This window comes from Lysobacter antibioticus, assembly GCF_001442535.1.
Lineage (GTDB): Bacteria > Pseudomonadota > Gammaproteobacteria > Xanthomonadales > Xanthomonadaceae > Lysobacter > Lysobacter antibioticus.
On the sequence record NZ_CP013141.1, the window covers coordinates 4,994,885 to 5,015,019 of the forward strand.

Consider the following 20,135-nt stretch of genomic DNA (forward strand, 5'->3'; position numbering starts at 1 on the left):
TCCGGACATAGGCCGCAGTTAAAGACCGCTTAACCCCCGGCAACCCCAAGACACGGCACAATGCGCGCTCGCGGCCGAGCCTGTATTATGTGCGGCCATCTTTCTATCCGAATACGAGGATATAGCCTCGATGTCCAGCTACCTGTTCACCTCCGAATCCGTCTCCGAAGGCCACCCGGACAAGATCGCCGACCAGATCTCCGACGCCGTCCTCGACGCCATCCTGGCCCAGGACAAGCGCGCGCGCGTGGCCTGCGAGACGATGGTGAAGACGGGCGCGGCGATCGTCGCCGGCGAAGTCACCACCAATGCGTGGGTCGACATCGAAGCCATCGCGCGTAAGGTCATCAACGACATCGGCTACGACAATTCCAATGTCGGCTTCGATGGCCACACCTGCGCGATCATCAACATGCTCGGCAAGCAGTCGCCCGACATCGCCGCCGGCGTCGACCGCAAGAAGCCGGAAGAACAGGGCGCGGGCGACCAGGGCCTGATGTTCGGCTACGCCTGCAACGAAGCCCCGGAATTCATGCCGGCGCCGATCTACTACTCGCACCGCCTGGTCGAGCAGCAGGCCAAGATCCGCAAGGCCAAGAACTCCAAGCTGCCCTGGCTGCGCCCGGACGCGAAGTCGCAGGTCACCCTGCGCTACGACGCCGAGCACAAGGTGGTCGGCCTCGACGCCGTGGTCCTGTCGACCCAGCACGATCCGGGCATCAAGCAGAAGGACCTGGTCGAAGGCGTGTATGAGCACGTCCTCAAGCCGGTGCTGCCGAAGGCGTGGCTCGAAAAGCTGCCCAAGAGCAAGGTCCACATCAACCCGACCGGCATCTTCGTGATCGGCGGCCCGGTCGGCGACTGCGGCCTGACCGGCCGCAAGATCATCGTCGACAGCTACGGCGGCATGGCCCGTCACGGCGGCGGCGCGTTCTCGGGCAAGGACCCGTCGAAGGTCGACCGTTCGGCCGCCTACGCCGCGCGTTACGTGGCCAAGAACATCGTTGCCGCCGGCCTGGCCGACAAGTGCGAAGTGCAGGTCTCCTACGCCATCGGCGTGGCCGAGCCGACCTCGATCTCGGTCACCACCTTCGGCACCGGCAAGATCAGCGACGACAAGATCGAGAAGCTGATCCGCAAGCACTTCGACCTGCGCCCGTACGGCATCGTCAAGATGCTCGACCTGATCCACCCGGTCTACCAGCTCACCGCCGCCTACGGCCACTTCGGCCGCAAGCCGAAGGAAGTCAGCTACGTCGACGGCGCCGGCAAGAAGCAGACCGCGACCGCGTTCTCGTGGGAAAAGACCGACAAGGCCGACGACCTGCGCAAGGATGCCGGGCTGAAGAAGTAAGCCGGCAGCGACATCGCATCAAGAGAAAGGGCCGCGAAAGCGGCCCTTTTTCGTGGTCGGTGCGGCTTGCGCAGCTCACAGGTGTTGAGTCGAAGCGCCTCCGACCGTCTGCGACGGGTTGCTGTTCGACGGCGTCGCCGACAGCATCCGCGCGGCATGCAGGCTCGCCGCCTCGGTGCTCAGCTTCGACATCGACATATCGCAGACGTCTTCGAGATTTACCGCCGCGAAGGTGCGCGATTCGCTCGTGCCGCGTTCGGTCGCGCTCAACATCGTGTCCTCCTTGCCCCGCGGCACGAAGGTCTTGACCTCGTCGATATCGCCGTAGATGCCCCGCTTCATGCAGGCCACGGTCAAGGCCGCTGCCGCTTGTTGAGCGCTGAACAGGTCGGCGACTTTCTCGCCCTCTTTCAGATAGAACGCGTCGCCGGGCATCTTGCCCAGGATCTCCGAGTACAGGCCGTGCATCGGGTGCTTTTTATCGTTCACCATCACCGCCTCTGCCGGTTTGCCGGCCCCGACAACCAGAGCCGGCGCCGACTCGCTTGGCGTTTCCTTCGCCTGCGCCAGGGCCGCCGGATAACAAGGCTTGCCGAGCTTCGACAGGGTGACCGCTTCGGCACTCGGGTCGGCCGACAGCCCGTAGTCCCGCGAGGTCTGGTAACCGTGGCTGTAATTCTCGGCGGTGTCGTGCTTCTTCAAGGTCGAGGCCACGACATCGGCGGCGGCGGAAATCCGGCAACCGTTGTCCTGGCAGGTTTCGACCACCGCGCCCTTGCTTTCGAGCCAGGTCTTGAGCTTGCCGGGCAACCATCCGTCCTGGCCTGCGGCGTTCTCGCCCTGGGCGCATACCAGCACGGCTTTCTTCCCGGTCAGGTCGCCCAAACCCGAACTTTCCAGGGCGGCTTCAAGCTTGGGATGGTAATCGCCCCAGGCCTTCTCGCTGTCGCAACCCGAGTAGACATGCGACAGCGCGACCTTGCCGTTGCCCGCCAAGCCCACCGCCACGCAACCGGACAAGCCGTCGGTGACCAAGTCCGTGGTGCCGGCATCGGCGACCATCCATTCGTTCAAACCGACTTTGACGCGATCGTTCATTACCTTCTCCGGTTCGGGTTCGGGCGATCACGGCGAGGATTCGCCGCATCGAACTGAATGACCGAACGAAAAACAGCGGCAAACACGGCCGGGACACGTGGCCGCAGCGCCGCCTCACATGCCCTTGGTCTGGCCGCCTTGCTGGGTTTGCGCGTGCTCCACCGGCAGGCCCGGCTGCATGCCCAGCTCGGAAGACTTCACCCGAGCCAGCTCGCTCGCAACCGGCAGATAGTCCTCGCCGAGCTCGAAGACATTCGCGCACAAGTCGTGGCGAGCGCCCTCCTGACCGCCCACCAACGCGAATACCGTATCGGTGTCGTCCTTGCCGTAGGCGAGTTTCTCGACTCCGTCGCGGATGCCCGCGTCCAGACACTTCACCGTCAGCGCCGCCGCGACTTCGTTCTTCCAGTACGGCGACTTCGTGAACATGCTCGGCGCCAGCCCGTCGATCTGGCCCAGAACCGAAGCGAAAAGCCGGTGCGCCGGATGCGAGGCATCGGTCAGCAGGATCGGCTTGGCGACGGGCACTGGCGTATCCGGGTCCTGCAGCGCCTTCGTCGCCGCTCCGGCCTTCGCCGACAGGGCGAAGCGCTCCACCGGCAGCGCATCCTCGATCGTGGTCCGATAGCCATAGCTGTAGTCGCTGCTCTGCTGATCGGCGCTCTTGTCGCGCACGACGGCATCCTGCTTTACCGCGCAAACCCGGCAGCCGTCGTCCATGCGCCGTTCCGACTGGATCCCGCGTTGCGATAGCCAAGCCTCGATGCGATCGCAAAGCAATCCGCTGGTGGGGTCCGAATACACCAGCACCGCGCGGATATCCTTCGGCTCGCCCAACCGAGAGGCCTGCAAGGCCTCGTCGAGCTTCTCTTGGTAGCTCGGCCAAAGGGCCTCGTCCTTGGCCTCGTCGTAGACGTGCGTCAAAGCGATGCGGTCCTTGCGGGTCAGTCCCACCGCGACGCAGCCCAGCAAACCGTCGGTGATCAAGTCGGTCTGCTTCGGGTCGGCCGCAAGCCATTCGTCCAGGCCTACTTTGACTCGCATGTCGCTCTCCCGATCGAATGATTCCTGTAGCTCCCGAATTCCGAGCGCCGATCACGCTCGCCGCCATCGTCCCGCAGCTCGCACGCGGGGCCGACGGCATTGCCTTGCAAGGCAGCTCACGGCCAGATGCGCGCAGTCTCGCTTCCAAGAACGCAAAAGGGCCGCAACAGCGGCCCTTTCGTATCCCCCTCGCCCGGGCGCGACGCAGCTTGGCGCCCCCTGCCGCTCGCATCATTTGGCGTTGTGCTTCTCCACATCCATGCTGATGCGATCGAAGTCGCCCCTGGACATGTGGCCGTCCGCCGCATAGGAGATTTCCAGCAGACTGTTGGCGAAACCGTACTTGTCCTGGTTGGACGTGCGCGACAGGCCGACGGCGAAAGCGAAGGTGCTGCGCGAATGACCGTCGCCGTCGTCGGTCAGGGAGGCGATCGAGTTACCCGGCGCGTAGGTGTCGCCGGCCTTTTCGGCTTGCGCGTTCAAGGCGCGCATCTCGCCCTCGCTGAAGGTCAGTTTGACCTTCTCGCCCGGGATCGCCGGGCCGCTCTCGCTGGCTCCGCCGCTGAGCACCCAATTGATCTGCTGCGCCGAATGGTTGCCCAGGCCGCTGGTGTCGACGGTGTATTCGTAGGTGCGCTCGGATCGCACTTCGTTGCCTTCGGCGTCGAAACGTTGGGTCACCTTCAGCGGCACGTTGTTGCCGTACTTGAATTCACTGGTCAGGGCGATGGAGCCGTCGGGATACGTCGTCTGGGTGTAGGTACCGGTCGTGGACGCGCGCAATGCGATGTCGCCCTCCACCTCTGCTTCGCCGGCGCTCAGTTTGAGCTTGAGCCGGCCCTGCGAGGACACGTCCAGGCGATGCACCGTCGCCACATCGGACACCCCGGGCGCCCCATGCTCGGCTTCGCCGGTGGCGACGAAGTTCGCATAGGCGGATCGGCCTGCGGCACTGTCCAGATCGAACGTCGCGGTACGCATCATCGAGTCGCCTACGTTGATCTGCTGCCCCACGGTCAGCGAACCCTCGACGCCTCCCGCGCCCTTGAAGCGGACGCCGCCGCCGTTGTAGGCCTCGATCGAAGCGCTCGGGCCCTTCATGATCTGCACCTGGTTCGAGCCGGTGCGGGTGATCGAATAGCTCACACCGCTGGCGTCCTTGATCTCCGACTCGCCGCCGACATGGCGAAACGAACCGGCGATTTCGGTCTGGGTGTAGTACTGACCGTCCATGATCACGGTCGCCCCGAGCGGAATCGTGCTCGGGTCGAAGGGATTGATCTTGGCCACTTCCTTCGGGTCGTGGTCTCCGCCAGGCAGGATCACCTTGTAGCGCGCGCGGAATCCCGCGCCGACCGACACCTCGGCTTCCAGTTGCCCGCTGCGGGCCTCGGCATGGGTTTTGTTGACGTTGGCGCCGGTCACGGTGAACTCGGTCTTGCCCTCCTTCACGACCCAACCGATTTCCAGCGACGATTCGGTGCTGATCTTGAATCCGACCCGGCTGGAGCCCTCCACGGCGGCCTCGTTCGTTACCGTGACCTTGGTGGCGTTGTCGCCCGGGTTGTAAGCGATCTTCACCGAACCCATGCCGGCGCTGAATTCGCTGTTGCTCGTGCCATGGCTGGCTTCGTAAGGGCTCTCCATCGGCTCGGCCGTCACGCTCATCGGCGCAGCCGGGATCCGCAAGGTGTCGCCGTAGAAGATGGGGTCGGCGCGGCCGCTCTGCTGCGCTTCATCGAGGCGCCATTTGTCCTGGAACAACTCGGGATTGGCCGCTCGCAGCGCTTGCGGGGTAACCCCGTACTGGTCCGCTATCGCAGGAAGGGTCTCGCCGTGCGCGACCTGATGCGTGGTCGGCTCGGTCTGCGGCGTAACCGAAGGGACGTAGCCGAGCTGGGATGCGGACAGGTGCATGGGCGCCTCGATAACCGGGTGGGGGAACGGCGAAGCGCGCGATGCGCGGCTCCGGCGTGGCGCCAGAGTGCAACGGCGGCGTTCGCGATCCTTGTCCTCCAATCACGCATCGGCACTGATGCCGATATCGGAACAGCATCGTGTTCATTCCTGGCTAGTGCGCTCGTTCCTCGGCGCTTCCCCGGCGTAATCGGCCTCGATCGTTCAAAAGGAATTGGCTCTTGCCTGCGTGCGGCCGCACCAAGCGGACCAGCCCCCTGCAGCGCAAAACCCGGCCGAGCCTTGCAAACAGAAACGGAGCGCAGCGCGCTCCGTCCCGTTCCGCTCGTTGCCGTCGCGGCTTCGCCGATACGGCGAGGTCTACTTCGAAACCGCCGCCTTGTCCGCCGCGGACTTCGCGCCAGCGGCCTTGGGCCTCGCCGCTGCGGGCTTGGCGTTCTTGACGTACTGATCGAGCCAGCGGTTGGTCTCGGCCAGCATGTGCAGGATCGATTCGCGCGCGCGGTAACCATGGCTTTCGTTCGGCAGCATCACCAACCGCGCCTTGCCGCCGAGGCCCTTGATCGCGGCGAACAGGCGCTCGCTCTGGATCGGGAAGGTGCCGGAGTTGTTGTCCTGCTCGCCGTGGATCAACGGCAACGGGTCCTTGATTTTGTCGGCGTAGTTGAACGGCGACATGGCCTGGTACGTCGATTCGGCCTGCCAGTAGTTGCGCTCCTCGGCCTGGAAGCCGAACGGAGTCAGGGTGCGGTTGTAGGCACCGCTGCGGGCGATGCCGGCCTTGAACAAGCGCGTGTGGGCGAGCAGGTTCGCGGTCATGAAGGCACCGTAGGAATGGCCGCTGACCGCGATGCGCTCGCGGTCGGCGACGCCGCGGCGCACCACTTCATCGACCGCGGCCTGCGCACTCGAGGTAAGCTGCTCGATGTAGGTGTCGTTGGGTTCGCGCTCGCCTTCGCCGACGATCGGCATCGACGGGTTGTCGAGCACGGCATAGCCCATCGCGAGGTATGGCAGCGGGCCCCAGAAGCTGACTGCGTTGAAGCGGTAGGGCGAACCGGTGACCTGGCTGGCAGCGGCGGCCGACTTGAACTCGGCCGGATAGGCGTACATCAACAGCGGCAGCGGGCCGTCGCGCTTGGCGTCGAAACCCGGCGGCAAGTACAGGTCGGCGGTCAGCTCGACGCCGTCGGCACGCTGGTAGCGGATTTGTTCTTTCTTGATGTCCTTGAGCTGCGGCGTCGGATGCGCGAAACGGGTCAAGGCGACCGGAGCGGCGTCGCTCGCGCCCAGATCGCGCAGGTACAGATTGCCCGGCTCGGTCGGCGATTCGCGCAGGGTCAGCAAGCGCTTACCCTGGTCGTCGAGCACGACCTGCGGCGCTTCGTAGTGCGGCGCCTGCGAATGGAACAGCCGGGTCCGCTGCTTGTCGGCCAGGTCGTAGCGGTCGAGAAACGGCCGGTCGCCTTCGGGCGAAGCGCCCTGGCCGATGTAGAACAGGCTGGCGCCGTCGGCGCTGGTCAGCAGCCGGCGCTGGCCGTTCGCATCGCGCGTGCTGACCGGTTCGCCGGGGTCGTTGTAGCGGTCTTCGCTGAGCCCTTCGAACACCAGCTCGGGCGCACGATCGCCATGGTCCGGCGCGATCCGCCATTGGCGGGTCTGCCGCGTCTTCCACCAGAACTCATCGACCAGGGCGAGATCGCCGCGACCCCAATGCGCGCCGGCGTAACGCGCCCCCAGGCGCATCAGCGTCTGCGGCGGCCGCTCGAACGGCGCGGCCTGCATCATCACCGCATCGCGGATCTCGGTCTTGCGCGCCGGGTCGCCGCCGTCCTGGGCCTCGGCCCAGACCAGGGTCGCCGGCGCATCGCCGCGCCAGGCGATCTCGCGCACGCCGGTGGGCACCGCGTCGTTGCCGGTCGGCAAGCCGTCGACCAGGGGCAGGCGCGCGATCTCGTGCTCGAACTTGCCGTCCGGCGCCAGCACTTCGATGCGGTGGGCGAACATCGACACCGGCACCTGATACGAGAACGGCCGCTCGACTCTTGTCGCCAGGACATGGCGGCCGTCGGGCGACGGCGTCGCCGCCAGATACAACTGCGGCGCGCCGGCGCGCACCACCGCACCGGTCAAATCGACGGTGGCGAGCTGCGAGCGCAGGTAGTACTCGAATACGCGCGCGTCGCTCTCGTTGCGCAACAAGTCCTGATAGGTGCGGATCTGCCGGACCGTCGCGCTGATTTCGGTTTCCTGCACCGCCGGCCCGGTCGGGGTGGCGTTCGCCGGCGGCGCTTCGCCCTGCCCCTCGGGCTGCAACTGCACCAGCAGTCGGCGGCTGTCCGGCATCCAGGCGTAACCGCGGCCGGATACGGTGTTGAGGCCGGACACCAGCTTATGCGCGCGGCGCTGGCCGACTTCGAGCAGCCACAGCTCGTTGGCGCCGCTGGCGCTGTCGACGCGGTTGAAAGCGATCCAGCGCTGGTCGGGCGACCACTCCAAGGTCGCCAGCGACAACGGCGCCGGCAGGCCTTCCACCTTCAGGCCCTTGCCGCTGGCGATATCGAGCAGGCTCAGACCGGTGCCGAACGCGAAGCGGCTCTGCGCCCGGGTGCGCGGATGAATGCGCAGGCCGGCGAGCTTGAGTTCGGGTTGCGCGACCACCTCGATGCCCGGCAGCGACGGCGTCTGCACCAGCGCGACCAGATCGCGCTTCGGGCTGGTGAACATCTGCGGCGGCCGCGGCGCGTCGACGATGGCCTGCAAGGCCTTCGGCGGCAGCTGGTAGCCGCCGCCCGGCGCGGTCTGCGCCGTCGCCGCCAACGGCAGCAGGAGCAGCAACAAAGCCGGCCAGCGCTGGGCCTTGGGGGCCGGCTTACGGGAGGGCTGGCCGTCGTGGCCGGTGCGTCGCGCGACTGAGTTCATGCTCGATCCGATCCGTAGTGAAGAAAATCCGGGGCCATGCGGCCTGGCGGGGCTCGTGCCGGCCGATGCGGCCACAGACGATGCGGCCACAGACCCCGGACCGAGCTTAGCCCGCTGCCGCGATCGTCGGCCTATGCCATTGGGGCTGCTGCGGGACGCCGCAGAGCGGCCGCCCCGGTTTCGCGATGAACGTCATATTCAGGCGCATCCGGCTCTGCGCCGTGCGATGGTCATGGGCGCCGCGATATACTGCGCGCTCAGCCCGCCGAGGGGCGCTGCGACCGTCATCCGCGGAACTTTCCGCAAAGCCCGTACCCGCTACGGACTTCCAGAATGACGGCCAGGCTCGGCGAGGCGTAGTCCCAACGGCGCCCGGTTTGAGCGATCGCTTTCGAGCGATGACTCGCCGGACCCGGCATCCGCCGGCTCCCCAAAGAACTGGAGCGACACACCATGAACGCAGTACCCAAGACCTTCTCGACCGAAGGCGACTACAAGGTCGCCGACATCACCCTGGCCGATTGGGGCCGCAAGGAAATCGACATCGCCGAGCACGAAATGCCGGGCCTGATGTCGATCCGCAAGAAGTACGCCGCCGCGCAATCGCTCAAGGGCGTGCGCGTGACCGGCTCGCTGCACATGACCATCCAGACCGCGGTGCTGATCGAGACCCTGCGCGACCTCGGCGCCGACGTGCGCTGGGCTTCGTGCAACATCTTCTCGACCCAGGACCATGCCGCCGCCGCGATCGCCGCCAGCGGCACCCCGGTGTTCGCCTGGAAGGGCGAGTCGCTGGAAGAGTATTGGGATTGCACCCTCGAAGCGCTGACCTTCCCGGGCGACGGCGCGGTCAAGTTCCGCGGCCCGGAGTTGGTCGTCGACGACGGCGGCGACGTCACCCTGCTGATCCACAAGGGCTACGAGCTCGAAAACGGCGACGGCTGGGTCAACACCCCGTCGGGCAACCACGAAGAACAGGTCATCAAGAACCTGCTCAAGCGCGTGCATGCCGAGCGTCCGGGCTTCTGGCACGAAGTCGTCAAGCATTGGAAGGGCGTCTCCGAAGAGACCACCACCGGCGTGCACCGCCTGTACCAGCTCGCCGAAGCCGGCTCGCTGCTGGTCCCGGCGATCAACGTCAACGACTCGGTCACCAAGTCGAAGTTCGACAACCTCTACGGCTGCCGCGAGTCGCTGGCCGACGGCCTCAAGCGCGCGATGGACGTGATGCTGGCCGGCAAGGTCGCCGTGGTCTGCGGTTACGGCGACGTCGGCAAGGGCTCGGCCCATTCGCTGCGCGCTTACGGCGCCCGCGTCGTGGTCACCGAGATCGACCCGATCAACGCCCTGCAGGCGGCGATGGAAGGCTTCGAGGTCAACACCGTCGAGAGCACCCTCGGCCGCGGCGACATCTACGTCACCACCACCGGCAACAAGGACGTGCTGACCCTGGCCCACATGCAGCAGATGAAGGACCAGGCCATCGTCTGCAACATCGGCCACTTCGACAACGAGATCCAGGTCGATGCGCTGGCCGCGTCGGGCGCCAAGCGCCTGAACATCAAGCCGCAGGTCGACAAGTACACCTTCGCCGGTGGCAACTCGATCTTCCTGCTGGCCGAAGGCCGCCTGGTCAACCTCGGCTGCGCCACCGGCCACCCGAGCTTCGTCATGTCCAACTCGTTCGCCAACCAGACCCTGGCGCAGATCGAGCTGTGGGCGAACAAGGAAACCTACGAAGCCAAGGTCTACATCCTGCCGAAGAAGCTCGACGAAGAAGTCGCGCGTCTGCACCTGGAAAAGATCGGCGTGAAGCTGACCACCTTGACCGACGATCAGGCCAAGTACCTGGGCGTCTCGGTCGACGGCCCGTACAAGCCGGATCACTACCGCTACTGATCGGTCCCGCCGCGAGGCGGATCGATGCGACAAGAAAAACGGGCGCTTCGGCGCCCGTTTTTTTTGTGCGGCGCTGCTTTAGGGCCGTGCGATCGAGCGGGGTACGCCGCGTCGCGGCCAGCTAGGGCATCGCAGTGGCGCCGCTGGCCGCAGCATCGCGGTCGCGGCTCGCGCCGCTCCTACCCTTTGGATGCGGGGCTTTGGGGTAGGAGCGGCGCGAGCCGCGACAGGCATCGGCACGAGCGATGCATCGCCCCGACGACTGCATGGAATGGACCAGAAGGCACACTGGAATCCATCTCGGCTGAACCGGCAAATCGCCGCCCGACCTAGGGTCCGACCGAGGCTGGCAGGCGCCATCGCGGCCGTTAGGCTGGCAGCGAGATCCTGCAGGAGCACGCCATGATCCGCCCCATCGACGGCCCGTCGTTTCCGAGCTACACCCCGCCCGCCAACGATCCGGCGCCGGTCGAGGTCGGCACCCCGGATTACTACGAACAGCGCCTGGCCGACTTCCAGGCGCGCAACCCGGGCGTCGAACCGCCGGATTACTACATGGGCTACGGCGACAAGTACATGGAACGGTTCGCCGCACTCGACGGCACCGACCTGTCGCCCGAAGGGCTGGAGTGGCGCGACAAGACCACCCTCGCCTTGCAGACGGCGATCGAGGATTACCGCATCCGCGACCCGCAAGGCTTCGCCGACCTGGAACGCGATTCGGCCGCGTTCCGCCGCTTCGCTTTCGCCAGCCATCCCGACGCCTATGTCGATTCCGGCCTGTACGGCCTGTCCGTGCAGGACCTGACGGTGATCGCGCTGACCCCGGACATCGGCGACGTGCTCAACCAGGAAGGCATCGATCAGACCAAGATCACCATCGGCAAACTCGAGGCCGAGGACGTGCCGGAGATCCTCGGCGACACCGGCGTGCAATACCTGCGCGATGCCGGTCCCTTCGCCTTCACCCCGCTGGGGCCGTCGCTCGCCGTCGGCAAACAGGGCGAACGCCTGTTCGATCGCCTCACCGAACAATCCTGGTTCCCGGACATCACCGACCTGCCGCCGGTAGCGGTGCCCGACCTGAATCTCGATCTGTTACCGGACGTGAGCCTGCCGGACATCGATCTGCCCGATATCGACTTGCCGGACGATGTGCCGGGTATTCCGGGGATTTGACAGGCAGCTACTGGAGCAGCTGCTCATCATGACACGCCAGTGCCGAACGAAAATACGCGTAGACCAAGTCATTAATGCCACTGACCGAACTCGGGTGCGACACGGATCAATGCAGCAAAAGAAACGGGCGCCACGGCGCCCGTTTCTTTTGCTGAGGCAATTTGTCAGGAAAGTTACATCTCACCCCTTGCTTGCAAGAATTTCTCCCACAGCTCATCGGAAAGATTATTTTGCCAGACGCCGCCAAGCATTTGCTTGAATAACCGGTTTCGCCGCGCTTCCTCAACAATCAAGTCGAGCGCTACTTCCCTACCATGAAACAACATGGTTTCGACCGGCCCGGCCGCCAGATTATCCATAACCTCTTCAGTAGAGCGCCTCTCAAGAACCTTATTGACGAATTCAACGATCAAATCAAACGACCGGTCCCGAATGATGATCGAATATATTCGATCATCAACCCAATCAGTCTCATCAGGAACGTCCTCGGTCAGCACCAGCTTCCCCTCAACAATCTTATCGAGCCTGCGTAGCCAAGCATCCGCCATAGCATTGGCATTCATAACGCACGACCTCATCTCGGCAAGGGTTGATTCGGATAAGCAGCGGTCGCAAGCGAAATGTCTTCAGACGAAACCCGGCAACCCTTCGAAATAGCGTCCTTGATCAGCTTTCGCAACCCGCGCTGCAAGCCATAAAACTGTATCTGATGCCCAACCCATGTGCCTTTTCTACGCCCCAGATTCCGATCCAGGAAAGCTCGTCCAAAAAGATCTTGCCTGTCATTGAGCGCCTCGAAGTACCTCTGCCGCAATTCAGCCACCCGCGCCGCTATCTCGGCCTCTAGTATTCTGCAATAAAAATCGAACCTGCACGCGTTCGCGGCATTGGCAATCAAATCCGATATCAGCTCGCTATTGTTCCTATGAATATAGCTACCAACCTCCCATCCAGCCCAGCCGGCCAAGCCAACACCACCTGCTCGTCCACCCGCGGCCCTTAACCAAGACCAATTAACTGGGGGAACAGGCGAGGAAGCCGGCAGAACTGCCTCCAGGCCGAATGGATCAATCCGCGTGAGTGGGGCATTGCCAACGTAAGAATACGTAGCGAGGCCGCCGCCAAGCCCAATAGGGTCACTTTGCGTGTAGCGTCCGCTAGCCGCCTCGTAATACCGGAAATAGTTATAGCTCAGTCCACTGATCGAATCGAACACCTGCCCAGGAAACCGCAGATTGAATGCGAAAGCCGTTCCATCCAGATCCGGATCCTGATTCGGCGGGCTGTTGCCGAAGGCCTCGCCCTTCAAATCCCAGTTCCACACCGCAACATCGCGTACCGGATCGATCACCACACGCGGCGTGCCCAGATGGTCCGCTTCGACATAGAACAGCTTCTGCTGCGCGCCATGACCGGACCAGACGCCTGCCGGCAGATCGTCGAGCCAGATCGCCTGCTGGATCGTCGCGCCATTGCCGTCGTACTCGCCGAGCCAATGGCCCGCTTCGTCGTAGATCGCGTAGCGCTCGGCACCGGCAACCGACTTGCGCACTTGTTCGCCGGCGCCGTTGTACTGGTAACTGGCCTTCACCACGCCGCTCTGTTTGAACTGCCCCAACTGACCTGCATCGTTGTAGACGAAGCCGTCGCTGCCGACAGCCGTGGTGTTGCCGCTCGCATCGTAGCCGCGCGCGCCGCCGCTACCGGCTTGGCTGAGACGGTGGTTGTCCACAGGATAGGTGTAGACCTGCGAACCCGCGCTATTGGCGAAGCTCAAGCGATTACCGGTCGCGTCGTAGGTGTAACTATCGATCGCAGCGCCCGTCGGACTATCGCGCAAATAGGTCAAGCGGCCTAGGGCGTCGTAGTCGAGCTTTACGGCCGGGCCGGTCGACGGGGTCAAGCTGGTCAGATTGCTCGCCTCGTCGAAGCCGAACGCCACCGACAAGCCGCCCGCAGCCGGGTCACGCACGGCCTTCGGCTGGTAGTTCAAATCGACTTCGCGCGACAGGACCCGGCCATTACCGTAGGTCCAACCTGCAATTGCGCCGAATGCGTGGTGGGTCGCTTGCGACAGCAGCGTCTCGGTGACTCCGCCGGCATGCTTCGCATCGACCCGCGTTACCCGCCCGTGGGCGTCGCGCTGGTAGCTGACCACCGCCCCGTCCGGATAGGTAATGCTGCTCAACCGTCCGGCCAGCGTATAGGCATAGCGCAAAGTAAGCGCCCGCCCGTTGCTGGTCTGCACCTTGCGCACCAGTTGCCCGAAGCGGTCATAGCAGTACTGCGTGCTGCCGGCCTGCGCGGTCACCTGGGTCAAGCGCCCCTGCGAGAAGGTCTCGCCTGCAGCGCAAACCCCTTGGCTGACATCGTAGGTGTAACCGATATTGAGACTCGAATCCGGGTAACCGATACCCGTCACACGATTCAGTGCGTCATAGCTACGGGTGCTTTGGACACCACGCGCATCCGTTCTTGTTTTTTGGTTCCCGGCACCGTCGAAGGTATCAACGGCGCCCCCGGTGTCCTGGCTGCTGATCGAGGCGATATCGCCGAAGCCGTTATAGCCATAAACGGTATTCAACCCCTTCGGATCGGTGACTTGGGTGATCCGATTGAGCGCATCGTGTTGGAACAAGATCTGAGCATTGATTCCAGACATGTCCTGCAAAGTGCGCACTAGACGGCCTAGTGGATCGTAATCGCTATCGGTGACGCTGCCGAGCGCATCGGTAACCGTATCGGCATTGCCGGCGGCATCGTATGTATAACTGGTGGCGTTCTCGTAAGCATCCTTCGCCGTTTTTAGCTGTCCGAGTTGGTTATACACACGCGATAGAGTGCGCTTTAATGCGCCTAAAGAATCCTTCGTCTCTTCCTTGATCCGATTGCTCGCCGGATCCAGGGTGTAATGCACGCTGTTACCTGCGTTATCGCGAACATCGATCAAACGCTGGGCCGCGTCATAGTCGTACTGAGTGTACGAACCATCGGCCTGCATCACTTTGCCGATGAGTCCGGAGGGTTTGTACTCGAAGCGGGTGATGGCGTCGTCGGCCTCTGTACCTTCATCTGGACCACGCAGCTTATTCGCAGCCAGCCAACCGCGCGGATGGTATTCGAGGTCAGTGATGACGCCGTTGGGGTCCTTACTCGACAGGACACGCCCGGCGCCGTCGTAGCGCAGGATCTCGACCACCTGTCCAAGGGCGTTCGTGATCTTCCACAGGTCGCCCTTGCGATGGGGGCAAGTTGTCGGAGCGGCCGCACAACTCGGATCGTCGCTGGCGTAATAGCTGTACTGCGTAATATCGGCCACGTCGGTACGCGGCCCATCGACCGAAGTCACCAAACCCAGCGAAGGGCAGCTGCCAGCCGCTATGTCAGCCTGCTCACAATACTTTGTCGTGGCGGCGCGGGTTGAGCCCGGAGAAGCCGGGTCGATCGCCGTACTGGATAGGACCTGCCCTCTCGCGTTGTAAGCGATGGCCTGCTTGCTCAAAAGCGATCCGCCGCCGCTATAGATCGAACGCTCGAGCGGCAGTGCAAGCCCCTCGTCCCAGACGGTGGCCGTTCCGCGAAGAGAAGCCGTCGCGGCAGCCGCAGCCGCACTCGGCGGGCAAGACGCAACCGAGCCGGGGTACTGATAACTCGCTGTAACGTACAGCCAGTTCGCGTCGTAATAATTGCAGGTGAGGAGATTTCCGCTTCTCTTCGTCACAACGTTGGATTTGGTGTCGTACACAAAACCCGACGAGAACGATTGGCTATCCGCACCGTTGTTCTGGACCTGCGTGGGAATATTGACGCCCAGCTGAGTCCGGAACTGAAGCTGCAAAGCCCCGCCTTCGGGCGTAGAGACGCTTACGTTGGATCCGTCCGCGCCGTAGTTCACTGCGTAACGCTCCACTCCGCCGGCATGCTCGGTGGAAATCGCACGACCACGATCGTCGTAAGCGAACGCTGCGTAAGGCACGCCATCGTGCGCGATCTGGGTCAGATAAGAACTACCTAGGATCGTGGTATAGCTGTAGTCGGTCTCTCCCACTGATTTCGTGACCTTCGCCAAGCGCCCGGACTCATCGTAGGCATAGACGATCGATTGACCGTCGGGCAGATCGATCCGGGTCAGGTTACCGGCGGTGTTGGCATAGGTCAGCGTGGCGGACCGGCCGCTCGCATCGAGCACCGTTTTGACCCGCCCGCTCTCATCGCGCAGGTATGTCGCATACACCCGGCCATCGCGCATTTCCTGCGCGATGCGACCATGACTATCGTAGATCTCCTGGCTGTTGTCGGGCTTGCCCAACCGCCATGACACCTGGCCATTGACCTCCAACCTCTTGAGTCTGTATTCGCGAAGATCGTCCTCTGGGCGCCATTCGCCATCCGCGTACTTGCTGAATATGAGGAGTTTGCCATTCTCCCGGATCGCGAACGCCGCCTGCATCGCCGGCGGACGCTCTTCGCTTACGATCAGCGCCCGCGTCAGATCCGAATACCACTCCTTTCCGAAAACGAACGCCGCGCCGGGGATGACAGGTGCGGAGTAATACGTCCTCGTCAGACTGAGCTGAGCAGTCAGATCATCTTGCACAGCCTCGGACTTGGCCCCGTTATTGCAAGTGATCGGATTGCCGACGTCGCACTGCTGACCCGGCTTGTTCGGCGCGATGACCGACCAGTAGCGGACACACGCAAACTCCCCCTTGAGATAGTTGTATCCATTCGGACATACCTGCTTCGGCACTACATAGTTCTGCCGGAACTGGTTATAGATGATGGCCCCGGAGACGCGTTGGATCTCGTCGTAGTAACAGCCGATGCCCCAATCCGGATGTGTTCCATACCTGGCGTTCGTATGGGTAGTCGAATAGTAGGGATAAGGTGTCGCATTCAGCGAATCGCCGACCAATCGGCAGGCCAGATCGGGATCGGAATAGAGATTTGATTTTCCGCTCACCCCCGCCAAGTACATGGTCATTGACGGGACGCGGTGTTCCTGTGCCGAAACGGCGCTGGCGAGCATGCAAAGCAACAAGAACAATAACGACGACAAACGCTTCATTGCGCCTCTCCGTAAACACATCCATCTCGCGTTCGTCGATCGGCTCTTTAGCCATCGACGCAGCGAGTCTCACATCCATTGAATGACTATCGGCACGCAACGACCCAACGTCTGCGTTACTGATGTCTCTATAAACGGGGACCGCCATCCCGCCCACGGCATCGCCCGAGAGCCGACATGGCCACGGTCAACACGGTGGCGTTCACTAGTACGGGATTACGTCCCTAGTTCGCCTCTGATGAACCGCCCCAGTGACGAAGCGGCATGCTCCCAACGAACCGTGGCGGATTCAATCCATCAAGCCATGGGTCGATGCCAGCCTGAGCCGGCCATCACACTTCCTTAAGGCAAATGATCCTGCGCCGCCGCCGATTGCGCTCTGACAATGCAGGACCGCCCCCAATGCCGAGAGCTGTCTCTAACTTGCTTTCCGCGACAACGACCAAAACGGAATATCCCGCCGCAGGCGATAGCCGTTGCGTTCGTACAATTCGATCGCGCGCGGGTTTTCGTGGCTGACGTGCAAAAAAGGAATCCGCCCGCGGGCGTGGTTGTCGTTGGACAGGAATCTCAATAGTCGACGCGCATGGCCCTGGCCGTTGAAGTCCGGATGGGTGCAGACGGCGCTGATCTCGGTGTAGGCGTCCATGCCCATGCGCTCGCCGATCATCGCCGCGAGGCGGCCGTCGCGGTAGACGCCGAAATAGCGGCCCAAAGTCATCGTGTGGGGGCGGAAATAATGCGGATACACCAGGGCGGTCAGCGCCAGCACGTCCTCGCGTCGGCGTTCGCCGAGTTCGACGATGTCGCTCGTCACGTCCGTCGACGCGTCTTCGGCGATCGGCGCCTCGCAGATCATCTGCGCCAGGTCGGCGAGGTGCTTGAGCTCCCAACCGGCTGGGATCGCCGGCACCCGGTCGAGCAGCAGCACGGTGTCCTGCGCCGGCACCAGTTCGGCCAATGCGGCCTGGGCGTCGGCGCCCTCCTCGGCCACGCCCATGAACGGCGCGATCTGCGCCGGGTAGCGCACCACCTGCCCGGCGCTCAGCGCCAGCGATGCATGCCGGCTGCGCAGGGACGACCAGATCGGGTTGTCGAGGACGTGGGGCTGGCTGGGGCTCATCGGGTCGGGCTCATCGGATCGGGCTCATCGGCACGCACTCATCGGCATGACCCGCTCGTAGCGGTCATAGCCCCAGTTTAGGCAAGCGCCTGGCCGGGGCGGCAGTCTTGTTCCATTCATCGCGATAGAGAGATATTATCCAACCACCCACCATCGTGCGACTCGCCCATGCTGCCGATCAGCTTCGAGTTCTACCCGCCCAAGACCGACGAGCAGCGCACTCAGTTGGACCGCTCCGCGGCCAAGCTCAAACCCTACTCGCCGAACTACGTGTCCTGCACCTTCGGCGCCGGCGGCTCGACCCTGAGCTACACCCCCGACACGATCCAGCGCCTGCGCGAGAAGCATCGCCTCGACGCCGCGCCGCATCTGTCCTGCGTCGGCGGCACGCGCGCGGAAATCCGCGAACTGTTGGCGCGCTACCGCGAACTCGGTTGCCGCCGCCTGGTGACCCTGCGCGGCGACCTGCCCTCGGGCATGGCCAGCGCCGGCGACCTGCGCTACGCCAACGAGTTGGTCGAGTTCATCCGCGCCGAGACCGGCGACCATTTCCACATCGAAGTCGCCGCCTATCCGGAAACCCATCCGCAGGCGCGCGATGCGCTGTCGGACCTGGAGAATTTCAAGCGCAAGGTCCGCGCCGGCGCCGACGGCGCGATCACCCAGTATTTCTACAACCCCGACGCCTACTTCCGCTTCGTCGACGACGTGCGCGCGGCCGGCATCGACATCCCGATCGTGCCCGGCATCATGCCGATCTCGAACTTCAGCCAGCTGCGGCGCTTTTCCGACCTGTGCGGCGCCGAGATCCCGCGCTGGATCGGCCAGCGCATGCAGGCCTACGGCGACGACGCCGACAGCGTGCGCGAGTTCGGCGCCGACGTCGTGGCGCAGCTGTGCAGCCGCCTGATCGAAGGCGGCGCGCCGGGCCTGCACTTCTACACGCTCAACCTGGCCAAGCCGACCTTGACGGTGCTGTCGCGCATCGCCTGAGGCATTCAGAGACCTGAAAGCGCAAGTGCAGGCGTCAAAAGACGGCGTTGCGCGGCGAGTGCTTATGGCGAATTGCTAAGACAGGTCTCATCTCCGACTTGTCCGCCGACAAGTTCGGTCTTGAGCGGCGAGACGGCGCGGTAGCTCACTGCCAGCAGGACGCATCGCCACGACGGGCGATGCCCTCGCGACCGCCGCCGGGGCTCCCCGCCCCGACGCGCAGCGGTCCTTACTGGAGAGAGCGCATCATGTCCGCACGCAAGTTGCTGCCGTTGAACCTCGCCATCGCTCTGTCGCTCGGCCTCGCCGGCGCCGCCACGGCCGCCGAACCGGCCCCGCTGTTCTCCTCGCCTGCCGTCAGTCAGGTGCGCAGCGCCAACACCGATACCGCCTATCAGGCCGTCAAGGCCGAGCGCGCCGCGGTCAAGGTCGACCTGGTCCGCGCCAACACCGCACAAATCACCGAAACCCAGCAGGAACTGCTGCTCAACCTCGCACCCGGCGTCAGCCTCAAGGCGCACAAGCTGCAGGCCGAACGCAAGGCCGACGGCGTGGTGATCTGGCAGGGCCTGGTCGGCGATCCGAAGACCCAGCTCAAGCGCATCAACCAGTTCACCGGTGCCGAACTCATCGGCGATCCGGAGGAATCGGCCACCATCGTGCGCCAGGGCGATCAGATGTCCGGCACGGTGCGCAGCGGCGGCAAGCTCTACCGCATCGATCCGCTCAAGAACGGCGGCCACACCATCAGCCTGATCAACGAGGCGCTGATGCCGCCGGACCATCCGGCCTCGGGTTACACCGCCAAGCCGATCGTGCCCTTCCTCAACGATCCCAAGTTCAACGAGGCCGCCGCCGGCGAGAAGGCGCCGGTCACCGTGCGCGTGATGGTGGTCTACACCCAGGCGGCCGCCAATGCGGTCGGCAACATCACCACCAAGTCCAACCTGGCGATCACCGAGAGCAACCAGAGCTTCGCCAACAGCGCGGTCAACGTGCGCTTCGAGTTGGCCGGCAACTACACCAACAGCTATGTCAGCGCCGGCTTCGACACCGACCTGAGCCGCTTCCGCGGCACCAGCGACGGCTATCTGGACGGTTACCACGCCACTCGCAACAGCATCGCCGCCGACGTCAACGTGCTGATCATCACCGACCCTGCGTACTGCGGCCTGGGCTATCTGAACTCGAACGCGGCCAGCGCCTTCAGCGTGGTCGGCCACAGCTGCATGACCGGCTACTACAGCTTCGCCCACGAGATCGGCCACAACTTCGGCGCACACCACGATCCGAACAGCGGCACCAACGGCACCTACCCCTATGGCCACGGTTACTGGGCGCCGAACAAGACCTGGCGCACCATCATGGCCTACAACTGCGGCTCCAACTGTCCGCGCCTGAACTACTGGTCGAACCCGAACATCACCTACAACGGCGTGCCGATGGGCACCGCGGCGAAGAGCAACAACGCCCGCGTGCTCAACGAACGCGCCGCCACCGTGGGTGCGTTCCGCTGATCTTTGTCTGAGCGATCCGTG

Annotated in this window: 12 protein-coding genes and 1 riboswitch; of the genes, 5 read left to right on the forward strand and 7 right to left on the reverse strand. The window is 63.9% G+C overall.

The window, feature by feature from the left end:
• The first annotated feature begins 130 nt into the window (after positions 1–130).
• Complete coding sequence (gene metK, locus GLA29479_RS20285; protein WP_057917145.1) at positions 131–1,354, forward strand: methionine adenosyltransferase; 1,224 nt, start codon at positions 131–133, stop codon at positions 1,352–1,354.
• A 75-nt stretch (positions 1,355–1,429) separates the two neighbouring features.
• Here metK and GLA29479_RS20290 read toward each other — a convergent pair whose 3' ends face one another.
• The 4 genes from GLA29479_RS20290 to GLA29479_RS20305 form a co-directional block, all read right to left on the reverse strand.
• Positions 1,430–2,452: a hypothetical protein gene (locus GLA29479_RS20290; RefSeq protein WP_057972656.1), complete on the reverse strand. Its 1,023-nt coding sequence runs from the start codon at positions 2,450–2,452 to the stop codon at positions 1,430–1,432.
• A gap of 114 nt (positions 2,453–2,566) precedes the next feature.
• The gene (locus GLA29479_RS20295; RefSeq protein ID WP_144436650.1) at positions 2,567–3,439 is read right to left on the reverse strand and encodes a hypothetical protein; all 873 of its coding nucleotides are present in this window, start codon (positions 3,437–3,439) and stop codon (positions 2,567–2,569) included.
• 288 nt (positions 3,440–3,727) lie between these two features.
• Positions 3,728–5,413: a LysM peptidoglycan-binding domain-containing protein gene (locus GLA29479_RS20300; protein WP_057972658.1), complete on the reverse strand. Its 1,686-nt coding sequence runs from the start codon at positions 5,411–5,413 to the stop codon at positions 3,728–3,730.
• 360 nt (positions 5,414–5,773) lie between these two features.
• Positions 5,774–8,335: an alpha/beta hydrolase family protein gene (locus GLA29479_RS20305; protein ID WP_057972659.1), complete on the reverse strand. Its 2,562-nt coding sequence runs from the start codon at positions 8,333–8,335 to the stop codon at positions 5,774–5,776.
• A 261-nt stretch (positions 8,336–8,596) separates the two neighbouring features.
• A riboswitch (S-adenosyl-L-homocysteine riboswitch) is annotated at positions 8,597–8,716 on the forward strand.
• Positions 8,717–8,788: 72 nt separating this feature from the next.
• Between GLA29479_RS20305 and ahcY the strand changes: the two genes are divergently transcribed.
• The gene (gene ahcY / locus GLA29479_RS20310; RefSeq protein WP_057972660.1) at positions 8,789–10,234 is read left to right on the forward strand and encodes an adenosylhomocysteinase; all 1,446 of its coding nucleotides are present in this window, start codon (positions 8,789–8,791) and stop codon (positions 10,232–10,234) included.
• A gap of 402 nt (positions 10,235–10,636) precedes the next feature.
• Positions 10,637–11,413 carry a hypothetical protein gene (locus GLA29479_RS20315; protein WP_057972661.1) on the forward strand — a complete coding sequence of 259 codons (777 nt, stop codon included), beginning with the start codon at positions 10,637–10,639 and terminating at the stop codon, positions 11,411–11,413.
• 173 nt (positions 11,414–11,586) lie between these two features.
• On the opposite strand, the gene GLA29479_RS20320 is transcribed toward GLA29479_RS20315, so the two are convergent.
• The 3 genes from GLA29479_RS20320 to GLA29479_RS20330 all read right to left on the reverse strand — a co-directional run bounded on the left by GLA29479_RS20320 (position 11,587) and on the right by GLA29479_RS20330 (position 17,604).
• Positions 11,587–11,976, reverse strand: a complete 390-nt coding sequence (locus GLA29479_RS20320; RefSeq protein ID WP_144436651.1) for a DUF6869 domain-containing protein — start codon at positions 11,974–11,976, stop codon at positions 11,587–11,589.
• An 11-nt stretch (positions 11,977–11,987) separates the two neighbouring features.
• Positions 11,988–16,481 carry an RHS repeat domain-containing protein gene (locus tag GLA29479_RS20325; RefSeq protein ID WP_169795700.1) on the reverse strand — a complete coding sequence of 1,498 codons (4,494 nt, stop codon included), beginning with the start codon at positions 16,479–16,481 and terminating at the stop codon, positions 11,988–11,990.
• A gap of 418 nt (positions 16,482–16,899) precedes the next feature.
• Positions 16,900–17,604, reverse strand: coding sequence for a GNAT family N-acetyltransferase (locus GLA29479_RS20330; RefSeq protein WP_057972664.1), 705 nt, complete (start codon positions 17,602–17,604; stop codon positions 16,900–16,902).
• 168 nt (positions 17,605–17,772) lie between these two features.
• On the opposite strand from GLA29479_RS20330, the gene metF reads away from it, so the two are divergent.
• The gene (gene metF, locus GLA29479_RS20335) at positions 17,773–18,597 is read left to right on the forward strand and encodes a methylenetetrahydrofolate reductase [NAD(P)H] (protein ID WP_057917136.1); all 825 of its coding nucleotides are present in this window, start codon (positions 17,773–17,775) and stop codon (positions 18,595–18,597) included.
• A 248-nt stretch (positions 18,598–18,845) separates the two neighbouring features.
• Complete coding sequence (locus GLA29479_RS20340; protein ID WP_169795701.1) at positions 18,846–20,114, forward strand: M12 family metallo-peptidase; 1,269 nt, start codon at positions 18,846–18,848, stop codon at positions 20,112–20,114.
• Positions 20,115–20,135 lie beyond the last annotated feature (21 nt).